This window comes from Acutalibacter caecimuris (assembly GCF_034335085.1).
Classification (GTDB): domain Bacteria; phylum Bacillota; class Clostridia; order Oscillospirales; family Acutalibacteraceae; genus Acutalibacter; species Acutalibacter caecimuris.
The window spans coordinates 1-13,143 of sequence record NZ_JAWXXJ010000010.1 but is presented as its reverse complement, the minus strand read 5'-3'; the positions used below and the strand labels follow the sequence as shown (position 1 = coordinate 13,143).

The window sequence follows — 13,143 nt, the reverse complement described above, 5'->3', positions numbered from 1 at the left end:
GCAAACCGTTTCTTTCCTATGGCCCCCCGTTACGGCTGTTTCTTTCTTACGGGTATCCACACCTCATACTGGGCGTTTTGAGGGTCAGGGTTCAGGTAAACCTCTATATCCGGCGCATCCGCATATTCGTAGCCGGAGGCCGGCAGCCATTCTGTAACAACACGTTGTTCCAGTTCCTGTATGGATTGGTTTGTGCCCGATCCAGGGAAAATTGCCCAGGTAGATGCAGGCACCGTGTACGCCTCAAATGCACCGGGCTCCTTTGTGCTGGAAACGGCGATGAAGTATTTCCACGGTTCATCATCATTACACAGGCTTACACCTAATAAGCCCATGGGGGGCGCATCCATCATGCCGGCCAGTTCCTGGATGGTCCCGTGCACAGCCGCCTCTTGCCACATTTGCGGAACGGCCGTAAAGTTTTGCGCCAGATCCCTGTGCAGCGGCGCGGATATGCCCACGATCCGAAAAGCGTCTTTGGTTTCTATTCGATACTGCATCTCTTCAGCCCCTTTAACAGCAATCGTAAATGTAATGGGAGGGAATGATTTTACGGGTGCGCCATCATGTCTAGCCGCCGACGGCGCTATGCCATGAACGCTTTGGAAAGCCCTGTTAAACGCAGTGGGGGAACGGTACCCGTATTTTTCAGCAATATCAATGATCTTTTCATGGCTGCCCTGCAAGTCCACCGCGGCCAATGACATCTTTCTTCGCCGGATATATTCCGACAGGGTAATACCGGCCATATAGGTGAACATCCTTTGGTAGTGATAGGCGGAACAACAGGCAATCTGCCCCAGCCGCCCATAATCCATCTCGCCTGTTAAGTGCTCTTCCATATAAGCGATACTCTGGTTGAGCCTTTCAACCCATTCCATTGCTATACCTCCGTCACCGATGATAGTTACCTCTATGATTATACAGCATTTGAAAAATTTTTCCTCGCAATACCTGCACAAAAAAGAGAGGCTGAAACCGGCGTTTCTTTTCATTTCCCCCGGCAACCGCACCACGCCAATCATTCCGAAAGGTAGATGGGCCGTCAAAACTGCTGAGAAGTTGCAGCCTGCAAAACAAAGGGGAAACCGGCCAAGCGCCATGCCCCTATTGCCCCCTCTCCGAGGAAGGCGTCACCCCGTACCGGCGTTTATACCGCCTGGCAAAGTAAGAGGCGCTGCAAAACCCCAGGGCCTCCGCAATCTCCAGCACGCCGGCCTGCCCCTGGCCGAGCATCCGGCGTGCTTCTTCCAGCCGGCAGTTCTCCATAAAAGCCTGGGGCGGTATGCCCACCTCTTTCTTAAAAAGCTTGGAGAAATATGGCCCGCAGAACCCCGCTTCATCTGCCAGTTCGGCCACCGTAAAGCGGCCGTACAAATGCCGCCGGATATACCGCACAGCCTTGGCTATAGGCGGGGAATACCCCAGGCAGACGCCGTCATCCGCCAGTTCCTGGTAGTTTTGGATAATCTCCTCAAACAGCTTATCCAACGTTTCTTTGCTCGGCGAACGCTCGATCTCCCACAGGTAATAGTCGCTCATGGCAAAGCTGTATTCGCTGTCCGCCCCATACTCAATGGCTGCCCGGCTCAGTACCGTCAAAAAACAGGCAAACCCGGTCTTAAGCAGCCGCAGGCCCCCCGGCTCCAGCCAGTCCCCATAAGAGGCCCATATTTCCCGCTTTACCATCTCCAGGCTGATGTCCCGGACCAGCACGCCGCGCAGCAATCCCTTTTCGTCCTCATACGCGTGGTGGCGGAAACCGCTCCGTAAAATCTTCCCAACCGCCAGCTCCGCTTTCAAATTGGCCATAGCCATGCCTCCCATGCGTTAAATAAATATCCAAAAAGCTAAATAAATGATAGCACAAAGCCGCCTGATATGCAATAATGAAGGGGAAAGGAGGTATTCTATCATGTTCAAAAAGGGTTTTTTATGGGGCGGCTCGGTTTCCAGTATGCAGACCGAGGGCGCATGGAACGAGGACGGCAAGGGTCCCAGCGTCTACGACGTGATGCCCGCCAGAGCGGGCTGCTCCGACTGGAAGACAGCCATTGACTTTTACCACCGCTACCAGGAGGACATCGGCCTTTTGGCCGGGATGCACTTCAACTGCTACCGTTTTTCTGTCAGTTGGAGCCGGGTGTTCCCGGAAGGGGAGGGGGAAGTCAACCAAGCCGGCCTGGATTTCTACGACCGGGTGGTGGACGAACTGCTTGCCAAAGGCATCGAGCCCATGATCTGCCTGTTCCATTTCGATATGCCCCTGGCCCTGCAAAAGAAGTACGGCGGCTGGCAGGGCCGGCAAACGGTGGACGCGTTTTGCGCCTATGCAGAAACGGTCGTCAGGCACTTTGCAGGGCGGGTAAAGTATTACATTCCCTTTAACGAGCAGAACGTCTACCCGCTGGTGTCCGGCGCCGCGCCGGAAAAGTGGGGGACCGTGTCCCATCATCTGTTCCTGGGCGGGGCAGGGCTGGTGCGGGCGGTACGCCGGTTTGCCCCTAGCGCGAAAGTGGGGGGCATGGTAAATTATATGCCCATGTACCCGGCCACCTGCCATCCCGCGGACATACTGGCCGCTAAAAAATGCGCCCGGGAATATGTGCTGCAAACGGTAGACGTACTGGCCCAGGGCGCTTACCCCTCTGACATGGCAGAGCCCCCCATGGAACCGGGTGACGCGGCAATTTTAAAGGCCGCAAACTATGACTTTATCGCCCACAGCTATTACTGTTCCCTAACGGTAAAGAACGGCGCGTCCGTAACGGAAATGCTGCTGGACGCCTACACCGGCAAAGGGGAGGGGAACCCCTACCTGGAAAAGACCCAGTGGGGCTGGACCATTGACCCGGCCGGGCTGCGGGTCAGCGTGGGGGAGATCTGGCGGGAGAGCCGTCTGCCCGTGTTCACCATCGAGTGTGGCTTGGGCGTGGACGAACAGGCCGGCGAGGACGGCTACGTGGACGACCTGTACCGTATCGAGTACCTACGCCAGCACTTGAAGGCCCTGCAAGCCGCTGTAGACGAGGACGGCGTGGACCTGATGGGCTTTCTCACATGGGGGCCCATGGATATCCTCAGCTCCAAAGGGGAAATGCGCAAACGGTACGGTTTCATCTACGTCAACCGCACAGACACCGACCTACGGGACCTGAAACGGAGCAAAAAGCGCAGCTACGGCTGGTTCCGGAAAGTCATCGATTCCAACGGGGAGGACTTGGGTCATGCATAAGCTGGTGTATGATATTGGTGGCAGCAACATCAAATTCGCCCTTATGACAACGGAAGGGGATATTCTGGAGCGGCGCACCCTGCCCACGCCCAAGGACAGCCGGGAGGGTTACTTTAACGCACTGGTAAGCCTGTCAGACGGCCTGCTTGGCCAAGCGGACGGTATCGCGGTTTCCGCCAACGGCCGGATGTTCCCGGACGGGGAAACGTACCGGGCCTATACCATGGATTTCCTGATAGGCGTAAACCTCCGCGCAGAGCTGGAAAAGCGGCTGGGCCTGCCGGCCGTGGTAGAAAATGACGGCATCGCCGCCACGGTGGGCGAGTGGTGGAAGGGCGCGGCCAAGGGTGCGGATACCGTGCTGGGGATCGTGCTGGGCTCCGGCATGGGCGGCGGTATGGTGGTAAACGGCAAGCCCATGCGGGGCGTCAAAAACAACAGCGCCATGGTGTTTGGTATGCTGTCCGCGTCCGATACAGCACAGGGCAAGTACAGCGCCGGCTGCCTGGATACGGTGTTCCCCCTGCTGCCGTACAAGCTGGCAGCGGCGAAGGGGATGCAGCCCGGGGCGGTCAGCGGAGAAGAGTTTTTTGGGTATGTAGCCTCCGGCGACCCTGTGGCCAAAGCCTTACTTGTGCCCTATTGCCGGGCAGTGGCCGTTGTTATTTTCAACGCCGCCCTGCTGCTGGACCCGGACTGCGTGGTGGTAACCGGGGGCCTTGCCCGCCAGCCTGCTCTTATAGCAGGCGTCCGCCAAAGCCTTGGGGAAATACAGGAAGGCTGCCTGGACTTCCCCGGCGTCGACCTGGCCCAGATCGGGATAAAAGTGGAAAGGGAAGACTTTGCGGTGGACCTGCGGGCCGGAGCCCTTTGCTTGGACGCGAATGTATACGGCGCGCTCAAAGCCAGTACCGCCGGCACAGGGAAAAGCTAGGCAGGTGCAAGCCGGCGCCCCCTTTGTTTTACCCAGGTAAAGGCCCTGCCGGGCAATTTGTGGCGGCTGTAATGGGCGGCCCCAGGCAAAAAACGCCGTGTGCGGGCATCTGCACACGGCGTTCGCTTTATTACTGCGCGCCTTCGCTGTCCCCAGCATTACAGCCTCCCTCGTGGGCCAGCTTTACAATATAGTAGGCCAGGTCTTTATCGGCCAGAGCGTAGGGTATCTGGAGAACGCCCCACAGTGAGAACCAAACAACCGCGCGAAGCGCCCCCTAAAGTTTTTAGGGATCCTTTTAAGCAGGGTTTGGGGCAGCGCCCCAAAAAAGCGCCAAGCGCGCCGCCCCCCGTTTAAGACCCCCGCAAGACCGGCCCATTACCGGGGTAAGAAGGCAGGAATATCGGGGGAACATCCCCGCAATACCGGCCGATTAGTTGCGAATAACTCTGGCAAAAAAAGCACCCAGGAGGGGTTTTTATTCCTCCTGGGAAATTTTTTGCTAAAAACCGAAGGGCCAACCCCACAGCCCGCCGCCCTGCATTTCCTTCAAAAATCTTACTTTTTAACAGTTCCCACTGCGTTAATTATTCTAAAACAAAATGCTTGAAATTGCAACCCCATTTTATGATTTTTGTTTCCTTTTTGCCACTAATTTCTCCTCCCGCACCCCTGCCTCTCAGGTATCAAAAAGTAGACTTTATTACAGAAAGCGAGGGTTGACGATGAGCCATTCTAGGCAAAAGCTGGACCTGACAGGCCAGCGGTACGGAAAGCTGACAGTGTTGTACCAAGCTGAAAACATGGGCGGACGTACGGCTTGGCGTTGCCTTTGTGACTGCGGGAACCTGGTAACAGTACGGTCGCAGGGGCTGCGTAGCGGCCACACCAAAAGCTGCGGCTGTATGCGCAAAGGGCCTATCTATGTAGACGGCGCTAGCCCGGATATGCTTTGGGCTGCCAAAATAGCCAGGAAAAACAACACCAGCGGCGTACCCGGGGTGGATTGGCTGCCCAAAAAGGGTTTGTGGCGGGCCACCATCTGTTTTAAGGGGAAACGCCACTATTTAGGCAGCTACCGGAAGTTTGAAGACGCTGTAAAAGCCCGGAAACGGGGCGAGGAAGAGTTCCACGACAGATTTTTAAGAGAGGTACAGAGGAAACAAAAACGCTTTGCCGCTAGATACTGAACGGGATGTGGATGCAATGGAGATTAAAGATTTGGAGAGGGCTTTGGGAATTGAGTATGGGATGAGCCTATCTGCCCGCTGTATTTCACGGGGCTGGCAAAGACGGGTTTATTTGTGGGTGAAGAGGGCACAGGATATAGTGCTGTCAGCATTGGCCTTGGTGCTGCTCTCCCTGTTGATGGCCCTGATTGCCCTGGCCGTGGTGGTAGACGACCCCCACGGCCCGCCGATCTTTTCACAGCTCCGCTGTGGCCGGGGTGGAGAAAAGTTCCGCCTGTACAAATTCCGTACCATGTGTGTAGATGCAGAGAGCCACTTAGATAAATTGCTGCCTTATAACCAAATGACAGGCCCGGTGTTTAAGATACGAGGCGACCCCAGGATCACCCGTTTGGGGCGCTTTTTGCGCGCCACCGGGTTGGATGAGTTGCCCCAGTTGGTGAATATCCTGAAAGGGGATATGTCCATTGTTGGCCCACGCCCCCCATTGCCCCGGGAAGTTGCGCAGTATACGTTTTACCAATGGCAGCGGCTGGCGGTTACGCCAGGCCTTACCTGTTTTTGGCAGGTAAACCCCGCCCGTAACAGCCTGACTTTTGATGCCTGGGTGGAACTGGACTTGTGCTACATACGGGAGCAGGGCTGGCTGCTGGACTGGAAACTGATTTTTCAGACAGCCAGGGTGGTTTTTCGCAGGGAGGGGCTATAGTATGCGGATAAAAACAGAACGGATGGGGAGGCCGGGAGGATGAAAAGGAAAGAGAAAAAGCAGGCCAGCCACGCCAGGCCCCGCCGGAGGTATCCGGCGGGGCGGTTGGCTGTTTTTCTGGCGGTCCTGGCTGTGGGGCTCTTCTTTGGGGGCGGCGCCCTCCTTTCCGAGAAATTGGAGGTGACCTTCTACCATGTGTATTCGCCCAAAATTGCGGCTGGGGAAACGGTGCGGGTAGTGGTCCTGTCAGACCTACATAACCGGGAGTTTGGCCCGGAAAACGCAGAACTGGTGGATCAAATACAGGCACTGGAGCCGGATATCATCGCCATTGCCGGGGACATGGCCAATGCGGATGACGGCAACCTGGATATCGTGCTGGGCCTTTGTGGAAAACTGGTGGGGATCGCCCCGGTCTATTACAGCCCTGGCAACCATGAGAGCAATCTTATGTACGAGCAAGGCGTCCCGGTTGAGAGCCGGCTTTCCGAGCAGGGGGTCCATGTGCTGGTCAACCGGGCAGAGGAAGTGACCATCCATAAAACTTCATTCTTGATTGGCGGGTTGACGACAGCCCCGGAAGGATATGAGGAATATGGTGCAGCTTTCTTTGCGGAGTATGAAAAAAGCCCGGCCTTTAAGCTGCTTATCTCCCATTACCCCAGCCTGTACTATGACGCGCTGGCAGATGGAAAGGTGGATTTAGGCATTTGCGGCCATTACCATGGGGGGCAGGTACGCCTTCCGGGGGTTGGCGGGCTGTACCACGTGGATACCGGCTTTTTCCCCAAATACAGCGGGGGGATGTACCAGCTTGCCAACAGTACGGTGTTTGTCTCCCGCGGCATGGGCGGCCACAACGGGTTCCCCCGGGTAAATAACCGGCCCGAACTGGCGGTAATAGATATAAACAGCCGGCAGGATACGGACCTCTCATAACCATAGTTGAAGGAGTGATAGCGGGATGTTATTTGTAGGGTTGGTTGGCCCTGCCCTGGTACTGTGTGTGGTCATTGCCTACATGGTTCTGGGCTGGCGCTTTTTTCTAATCAAATCCAAGCTGCCTGTCCTTGGGCTGCGGGGGACATTGGGCCGGGCAAAAGGGGCTTGGCGGAAACTGGCTGTCTTTGGGGTGCTGTTTGTGGCGGTATACTTTTCCGCACAGATGGCGGTGGGCTACTGGTCGCCGGATATGATGATGGTGTTCAACTATGAGGAAGCGGCCAGGGGGCAGAACCCAAACGTTACCCGGTTCAATGAGTCCAACATCCTTTCCGACCACGTTTTAGAGCAGGTCATCCAGCGGGGACAGTTACAAACCTCGGTAGACCAGCTTTCCGGGCTGTTGGCACTGTCCACCCCCCTGGACGCGGAAAAACTGGATGTAACCCAGGAGTCAGACCTGAAGATATCCACGGAATACCGGGTATCCTGTTCCCCGCGGGTGGCGTTGTACCATACAGACCCCAAGATGGTGCTAAACCTTTTGGCTGACGTGTATTGGGAGGACTTTGTTCACAACTACGCGGAGAACGACAGCATCCTGGACCTGTCTTTTGAGGGGCTGGAAGGGCTGGAGTACTTGGATGTGAAAGACTACCTACAAATGCAGGCATATAACCTGTGCCGGATAGCTGTACTGCCAAACTTGGTGATACTTTGGAGCACATCCTCGTTTGATTCGCCCTGTTCCAGCAGGGCAAGGCGCACTTGATCCGTGCCGTAAATGGCAAGCAGGTCCCTGATTGCAGATATCGGCTCATTCACCAGCTTTAGCTGGTATTCCTCGCTGGCACGGCAGGCTACAGCCCCCCGGACGGAATAGCTTTCGTCATTCCATAGCAACGCCCATTCCCGTTCCCCGCCGCGAAAGACTGCTGAAACCTTGGTTTTGTCATTGTTGTAGGTCCATGCCTCCAATATGCGCTGTTCAAATTCCTCCTGAGAGATGGGGAGGTAGTCCGGCTTTGGGGAGATTCTGAGCACCTGAAAGCCGCAGATCATGTCAGACTGTTGTATGTCCCTGCTGCTGCCCTCGTTTGGCTCAAAGTATTGGTCCCTGGCCTTTTTGATATAGTACACCACGCCAAGGGGGATGCCCTCGTCCAGCATAGCCTCATAGTCCGGCTTTTTCCAGATGTTATCCTTTTTTACAAACTTGTCGGCCTCGCGCTCGTTCATGGCCTCCAGGTCCTCTACATACAGGCCCCGCTCCTTCCACAAATCTTTTTTCGTGCCGCCGATCTTCTCCCCGAAGTCCTCATGCCGCTCTACAAATCCTTCGTCCCTACGGTTCAATCGCATCATCCTTCCTTATGTGCTATTTAAGATGTAAAACAGGGATGTTCCTCAAAAATAGACCACCAATTATCCTCCCGCACTCCAAAGGTGTCGCCTAACTGGATGGTATCCGGGAAGTTTGTTTGTGTGGTCTTAATGGCGTATTTGTCGATTTCAGTGGCGTAATACCGGTGAATCTTGGCTCCCAGCTTGTCCAGCGCCAGATGCCCGCAGCTCATGCCATCGTACATGGAGAGCACTTCCAGCGGCTTCGTCAAGATACCAGGGTAGTAGGAGAGGATGTGGGCAATCACGTCCACGGTCCAGCCGTTGCCCAGCATTTTATAGGCTTGGGAATTGCTCACAGGGAAAATGTACTCCTCCGGGACTGTTTGCAGGCGCATATACTCCAATACCGTCAGCTTGCGGATGATATAGAGTCCGTCCACCAGCTTGATGGGGTACTGCCGCCCATGGATGGTGATTTGCCCATCCCTGACCTGATAAAGGGGCTTTTCCAGTGTGCCGCAGTATTGGTAATACTGGCAGGCAGTGGTCAGGCAGTTAGACTTTTCCCGCATAGAGCGGCCCCGGCGGGTCTTGCTGTTTGGCTGGGTCATATCCACGCACTCCCCAGGCATGATGTCTGTGTAGCCTTTGGTTGTGGCCTCGGCCACAGGCATAGCCGGACAATTTGCAGGGGTTGTATATAACCCGGTTTTTGCTCCCGCCCCGCCGCCGTTGCCGCAGAGGGTCTTGCTCTTTCCGTCAGCCGAGTATACCCGGTGACCCTGGCCCTCTGAGCCGGTGCTGCTCTCGATCAGGCCGACCCGGACCGGGTACATGGGGATATGCCCGCTGCCCATTCCCGCCGAGGCGGTCAGGCAGGGGCATTTTCCCTCCGCATCGTAGATACCCCACCGGCTATCCTGGCCGTACAGACCGCCCAGGCGTTTGATATCCACCGGCTGCGCTGCACAGGTTTTGCGGTCCCAGGTATTGCCGGCCATGTTGCGGATGCCATCTTTATAATAACTGGACCGCAGGCAGTGAGCTTTACCGTCTGCGGTGATGTTGACTGGCTCCACTGCCATAGTCGCAGGGAAATGCCCGCTGGCATTGGCGGCGTTGGAATTGGCATAATTGGCTTTCAGCGTGTACCCTTTCTCCCGGAGCGGCAGGCCGCTTTCCAGAATATCCCGCAGCACCAGCCCCCGGTCCTTTGGCTGCTCCACGCCGGGGATGTTTGTCCAATACAAGCGCTGGCGGCTCTGCGCTGACATCAGCGCGGAGTTTATGAAAACCGGCTCCACGCCTAATTCTGCCGTGATCTGCTCCCGGATAGCCGGAGCCATACTCTTGTTGTTCTCATACAGGAAGTAATCCGGCTGATACCGCGCCTTGGCAATCAGGTAGTTGCGGAACAGCTCCCAGCCCTGTCCCTCCGGCCTGGTTTCTCTGTGGCGGGACTGCGCGATACTCCAATGGGTGCAGGGCGAGCCGCCCAGCAGGAGTTTCATCATAGGCAAGGCTCCTCCGGCTTTTTCGTGGGTGGCTGTGCCTTATTGATGGCCTTGCTTTCCATACAAAACTCCAATTCCTGTGTGGCTCTTTCCAGCAGGTCTTTTGTGGCTGACAGCAGGTCGGAGTGGTAGTGACCCCAATAGTAGTCCTTGCCATCTTTGCAGGTCCAGGTCACAAACTGCTTGGGAGCGGTGCTATGTACCCCCAGCACAAACTCCACTTCGCCAACATGGACGGAATCCGTAATGATATAACCCGCGTTCATCCTGATATTTATAAATCTCCCTCCTTATCTGCCTTTTCCCGTTCCCTGCGCTCGCCCCGGCGCAGCAAATGCTCCGCTGTTTTCCGGTGCTCCCGTTGAATTCTTCTCAAATCCTGTATCCGATAATAAGTCCCCAGGTCGTGGGTGGCCTTATGCCGGAGTTTCAAATCTTCTATCAGGTTCTCAATATCCTGCGCAAGCCCCAGGTACGTTTTGCCATCCGCAATATCGTCCGCCGGGGCGCGTACATCATCTGTCATGGCTCCACCTCCAAACGCTCATAATGCCGCCAGAGCGTGGGGTTCACACAAAGGCAGCTCTGTATGGTGTCCTTGATACGGGGGACATCCTGCTGAGTTATCCGCTCCGGCAGGCCGCAGCAATGAGCCTTGTCCATATCAAAGTAGCTGCACTCCGGGCAGTTGCAAATATCAAGATAATTGTCTTTCATAGTCGATGCCTCCTAAAAATTCGCATAAAAATAGGGCCAATCTCAAATGAAATTGGCCCGCAAAAAAATATTCTATTGTAATTGGCTTATGGTCTGATAGAGCGCCCGTATATGCTCCATCCATCGCCCACGGTGGGCAGGGTCTTTCCACCTGGCTATCAGGTCATGAGCCGGGTTCTGTGCCTTGTGGAGTACCCGCAGAAGTGCTGCCGTGTCCTCCGGCGTGAGTACCAGCCGCCGGATTTCATGCTCCACATACTCCATGCGGTAGGGGTCCAGCACTGACAGATAAACTTTACCGGTCTGGAAGAACTCCGCCACACACTCTGCCAGCAGAATCCGCACAGAATCGAAGTAGACGGGGTATAGGCAGCGCAACTCCGGCTGGCATAGGCCGGGGTCTATTTTCCACTTCCCATGGCTCAATTTCTTGACAAGGTGCTCCTTTAGGGTTACAATGGATTGGGATACAGCAAGCCCATGGTAAGCGGCTTTTTCTAACTGCCGCTCTGCCAAAACTTCTAGCATATCCTGACCGAAAGCGGTTTCCTTTACGCTGACTGTTTTAGCTCTTGTCGTCATTTGACACGGCTCCTTTCTGCTGGGATTTCCAGTTTTTAAGCAGGGTGAGGATGACTTCCTCCATCTGCTGTTGGGTGTAGTCTTTGGGGAAATATTGATGCAGGCGCGGTCCTTTAAGCGTGACTTGTACCGTGGCAGCTTTCCCATTGGAAAGCAAATCCTCCATTATTTCCCCATTTAACTGTTTATTTTTGCTGTGCTCTTTTAGCTGCTGGGCTTGCCCCAAGGAGGGCGTGACTTCCCACCTGCCCACTGCCTCCCATAATAACTCCTGTTCTTCTCGTGTCAAGTATGACAGTTCCACGGCTGGACGCAGCGCCAATTTGTTTTCATCCACCATTTGGAGCAGGGGAGGAATTAGGTATGTTAGGCGGATGTAGCGGCGTATCTGGTCTTGGCTTTCACCAACCTGCTCCGCAAGAATATCCCGTGATTTCTTTCCGGCTAACTTGTGTGCCACTGGCACACAAGTTAAGTCCCCTCGTTGTCCCTGGTGTTTCATTGCCTCCAGTTTCATCCGATAGGCAAAAGCCTTTTCGCTGGGCAGAATCTTGTCCCTCTGCAAATTGCTGTCTACCATGATAATGGTGGCCTCGTCATTGTCCATCTCCCGGACGATAACCGGCATGGTTTCTTTTCCCGCCAGTTCACTGGCCCTCTTGCGACGGTGGCCCGCCACAATCTCATAGCCGCCCTCTGGCCTGGGACGGACAATTCCCGGCACCAGAACGCCATACTGCGCAACGCTTTCGGTCATTTCCTGCATTTTCTCATCGTCCATCACATGAAAGGGGTGGTCTTTGAACGGATGCAGTTCTGTCAGCGGGATTTCTTGAATTTGGCCGTCATTTACCTGGGGCGAGGCCCCTCCAAACAAGTCATCCAGGCTGGCCATTTGGATTTTTGCCGCGCTGCCTTTCATGACGCGACCTCTAAGGTCAGGGCCTCATATGCCGCTGACACCTTGCCGGAGGGGTCATGCACGAAAATACTTTTGCCCTCGGCGCTGGTTTCAGCCGCACGGATGGAGCGGGGGATGATGGTATCGAAAATTCTTAGCTGGTCGCCGTATGTACCCCGAAGCAGCTCCACGATTCCTTGCGAATAGGTGGTTCTCATATCTGCCATGGTGATTAAAATACCGCTGATTGTGAGAGTGGGGTTGATCTGCCGTTTCACTCTCCCGATTGTTCCCATGAGCTGCTCCATGCCTTTCAATGACAAGAAGTGGGCCTGCATGGGTATCAGGACTTCATCTGCCGCAGACAGAGCGTTGATGGTGAGCATCCCCAACGAGGGGCAGCAGTCCAGGAGAATCACATCGTACTGGTCGCGGACGGTGTTTAGGTATTCCCGAAGGATGGTTTCACGGCTCATAATGTTCACCAATGTGACCTCCATGGCGGCTAGGTCGATGTTGGCGGGGAGCAGGTCTATCCCTTCTTCCTGGTGGAGGATTCCCTCGCCGGTTTCCAGTGGCTTGTCCTCTATGACCTTTCCCAGCACAGTGGCAAGGGTTTCTTCCAGTTGGTCCGGGTGCTGGTAGCCCAGGCTGGCGGTCAAAGAGCCTTGTGCGTCCACGTCTACCAGCAGGACGCGCTTGCCCTGGCGGGCTAGGCCGATGCCTAAGTTTATGGTGGTCATGGTCTTGCCCACACCACCTTTTTGGTTGCAGATTGCGATTATTTTGCTCATTTTTTATCCCTTTCATTTGATATCTTAAAGTATACAATAGGGTTATTTACTTAATTCTATTTTTGTCCTTTATGTGACACGCCTCTTTTGAGCGCTGTCCTTTATGGCCTCCTTTCGCCTCTTCTTTCTTGGAAAAAGAATAAGAACAAATCCGAATCCCCTAGATAGTGTCTACACAAGGTAGAGGAATTGTGATAGAATGGAAGCATCAAAAAAGACAGGAGAGGAAAAGATGGATGCTTCCTATCACAGACACGACATAAGCGATCAAGTGTGGT

General features: G+C 54.9%; 16 protein-coding genes. 6 read left to right on the top strand and 10 right to left on the bottom strand.

Features of this window, described 5'->3' with window-relative positions:
- Window positions 1–29: 29 nt before the first annotated feature.
- Together U8U01_RS07285 and U8U01_RS07280 are read right to left on the bottom strand one after the other, a co-directional pair.
- The gene (locus tag U8U01_RS07285; protein ID WP_322172950.1) at window positions 30–881 is read right to left on the bottom strand and encodes an AraC family transcriptional regulator; all 852 of its coding nucleotides are present in this window, start codon (window positions 879–881) and stop codon (window positions 30–32) included.
- Between the two features lie 226 nt (window positions 882–1,107).
- Window positions 1,108–1,812 carry an AraC family transcriptional regulator gene (locus U8U01_RS07280; protein WP_322172949.1) on the bottom strand — a complete coding sequence of 235 codons (705 nt, stop codon included), beginning with the start codon at window positions 1,810–1,812 and terminating at the stop codon, window positions 1,108–1,110.
- Window positions 1,813–1,915: 103 nt separating this feature from the next.
- Between U8U01_RS07280 and U8U01_RS07275 the strand changes: the two genes are divergently transcribed.
- From U8U01_RS07275 to U8U01_RS07250, 6 genes are all read left to right on the top strand, one after another.
- Window positions 1,916–3,235 (top strand): glycoside hydrolase family 1 protein, encoded by a 1,320-nt coding sequence (locus U8U01_RS07275; protein ID WP_322172947.1) that lies wholly within the window; start codon window positions 1,916–1,918, stop codon window positions 3,233–3,235.
- Entirely contained in the window at window positions 3,228–4,169 is a 942-nt protein-coding gene (locus U8U01_RS07270) for an ROK family protein (protein ID WP_322172946.1), read from the top strand. Before U8U01_RS07275 ends, U8U01_RS07270 begins: the two co-directional genes overlap by 8 nt.
- A gap of 725 nt (window positions 4,170–4,894) precedes the next feature.
- The gene (locus U8U01_RS07265; protein ID WP_322172944.1) at window positions 4,895–5,359 is read left to right on the top strand and encodes a hypothetical protein; all 465 of its coding nucleotides are present in this window, start codon (window positions 4,895–4,897) and stop codon (window positions 5,357–5,359) included.
- Window positions 5,360–5,375: 16 nt separating this feature from the next.
- Window positions 5,376–6,068: a sugar transferase gene (locus U8U01_RS07260; RefSeq protein WP_322172942.1), complete on the top strand. Its 693-nt coding sequence runs from the start codon at window positions 5,376–5,378 to the stop codon at window positions 6,066–6,068.
- Between the two features lie 39 nt (window positions 6,069–6,107).
- On the top strand, window positions 6,108–7,007 hold the full coding sequence (locus U8U01_RS07255) for a metallophosphoesterase (RefSeq protein ID WP_322172940.1): 900 nt from the start codon (window positions 6,108–6,110) through the stop codon (window positions 7,005–7,007).
- 25 nt (window positions 7,008–7,032) lie between these two features.
- Complete coding sequence (locus U8U01_RS07250) at window positions 7,033–7,782, top strand: YveK family protein (RefSeq protein WP_322172939.1); 750 nt, start codon at window positions 7,033–7,035, stop codon at window positions 7,780–7,782.
- On the opposite strand, the gene U8U01_RS17440 is transcribed toward U8U01_RS07250, so the two are convergent.
- The 8 genes from U8U01_RS17440 to U8U01_RS07210 form a co-directional block, all read right to left on the bottom strand.
- Window positions 7,665–8,366: a hypothetical protein gene (locus tag U8U01_RS17440; protein WP_367575609.1), complete on the bottom strand. Its 702-nt coding sequence runs from the start codon at window positions 8,364–8,366 to the stop codon at window positions 7,665–7,667. The genes U8U01_RS07250 and U8U01_RS17440 overlap by 118 nt on opposite strands.
- A gap of 26 nt (window positions 8,367–8,392) precedes the next feature.
- Complete coding sequence (locus U8U01_RS07240) at window positions 8,393–9,871, bottom strand: DNA cytosine methyltransferase (protein ID WP_322172937.1); 1,479 nt, start codon at window positions 9,869–9,871, stop codon at window positions 8,393–8,395.
- Window positions 9,868–10,137 carry a hypothetical protein gene (locus U8U01_RS07235; protein WP_322172935.1) on the bottom strand — a complete coding sequence of 90 codons (270 nt, stop codon included), beginning with the start codon at window positions 10,135–10,137 and terminating at the stop codon, window positions 9,868–9,870. The genes U8U01_RS07240 and U8U01_RS07235 overlap by 4 nt, the downstream gene beginning before the upstream one ends.
- Before the next feature lie 8 nt (window positions 10,138–10,145).
- The gene (locus U8U01_RS07230) at window positions 10,146–10,397 is read right to left on the bottom strand and encodes a hypothetical protein (RefSeq protein WP_322172933.1); all 252 of its coding nucleotides are present in this window, start codon (window positions 10,395–10,397) and stop codon (window positions 10,146–10,148) included.
- Window positions 10,394–10,588, bottom strand: a complete 195-nt coding sequence (locus U8U01_RS07225) for a hypothetical protein (RefSeq protein WP_322172931.1) — start codon at window positions 10,586–10,588, stop codon at window positions 10,394–10,396. The genes U8U01_RS07230 and U8U01_RS07225 overlap by 4 nt, the downstream gene beginning before the upstream one ends.
- Before the next feature lie 72 nt (window positions 10,589–10,660).
- Window positions 10,661–11,170, bottom strand: coding sequence for a hypothetical protein (locus U8U01_RS07220; RefSeq protein ID WP_322172929.1), 510 nt, complete (start codon window positions 11,168–11,170; stop codon window positions 10,661–10,663).
- Window positions 11,154–12,092, bottom strand: coding sequence for a ParB/RepB/Spo0J family partition protein (locus U8U01_RS07215; protein ID WP_322172927.1), 939 nt, complete (start codon window positions 12,090–12,092; stop codon window positions 11,154–11,156). The genes U8U01_RS07220 and U8U01_RS07215 overlap by 17 nt, the downstream gene beginning before the upstream one ends.
- Window positions 12,089–12,865 carry a ParA family protein gene (locus U8U01_RS07210; protein ID WP_322172925.1) on the bottom strand — a complete coding sequence of 259 codons (777 nt, stop codon included), beginning with the start codon at window positions 12,863–12,865 and terminating at the stop codon, window positions 12,089–12,091. Before U8U01_RS07210 ends, U8U01_RS07215 begins: the two co-directional genes overlap by 4 nt.
- Window positions 12,866–13,143 lie beyond the last annotated feature (278 nt).

Excerpts from the sequence above, each read along its gene's own strand:
- U8U01_RS07285 (WP_322172950.1), bottom strand. The coding sequence starts at position 881 with ATGGAATGGGTTGAAAGGCTCAACCAGAGTATCGCTTATATGGAAGAG.
- U8U01_RS07220 (WP_322172929.1), bottom strand. The coding sequence starts at position 11,170 with ATGACGACAAGAGCTAAAACAGTCAGCGTAAAGGAAACCGCTTTCGGT.
- U8U01_RS07275 (WP_322172947.1), top strand. The coding sequence starts at position 1,916 with ATGTTCAAAAAGGGTTTTTTATGGGGCGGCTCGGTTTCCAGTATGCAG.
- U8U01_RS07210 (WP_322172925.1), bottom strand. The coding sequence starts at position 12,865 with ATGAGCAAAATAATCGCAATCTGCAACCAAAAAGGTGGTGTGGGCAAG.
- U8U01_RS07225 (WP_322172931.1), bottom strand. The coding sequence starts at position 10,588 with ATGAAAGACAATTATCTTGATATTTGCAACTGCCCGGAGTGCAGCTAC.
- U8U01_RS07255 (WP_322172940.1), top strand. The coding sequence starts at position 6,108 with ATGAAAAGGAAAGAGAAAAAGCAGGCCAGCCACGCCAGGCCCCGCCGG.
- U8U01_RS07215 (WP_322172927.1), bottom strand. The coding sequence starts at position 12,092 with ATGAAAGGCAGCGCGGCAAAAATCCAAATGGCCAGCCTGGATGACTTG.
- U8U01_RS07235 (WP_322172935.1), bottom strand. The coding sequence starts at position 10,137 with ATGAACGCGGGTTATATCATTACGGATTCCGTCCATGTTGGCGAAGTG.
- U8U01_RS07250 (WP_322172939.1), top strand. The coding sequence starts at position 7,033 with ATGTTATTTGTAGGGTTGGTTGGCCCTGCCCTGGTACTGTGTGTGGTC.
- U8U01_RS07240 (WP_322172937.1), bottom strand. The coding sequence starts at position 9,871 with ATGATGAAACTCCTGCTGGGCGGCTCGCCCTGCACCCATTGGAGTATC.
- U8U01_RS07230 (WP_322172933.1), bottom strand. The coding sequence starts at position 10,397 with ATGACAGATGATGTACGCGCCCCGGCGGACGATATTGCGGATGGCAAA.
- U8U01_RS07260 (WP_322172942.1), top strand. The coding sequence starts at position 5,376 with ATGGAGATTAAAGATTTGGAGAGGGCTTTGGGAATTGAGTATGGGATG.
- U8U01_RS07270 (WP_322172946.1), top strand. The coding sequence starts at position 3,228 with ATGCATAAGCTGGTGTATGATATTGGTGGCAGCAACATCAAATTCGCC.
- U8U01_RS07280 (WP_322172949.1), bottom strand. The coding sequence starts at position 1,812 with ATGGCCAATTTGAAAGCGGAGCTGGCGGTTGGGAAGATTTTACGGAGC.
- U8U01_RS07265 (WP_322172944.1), top strand. The coding sequence starts at position 4,895 with ATGAGCCATTCTAGGCAAAAGCTGGACCTGACAGGCCAGCGGTACGGA.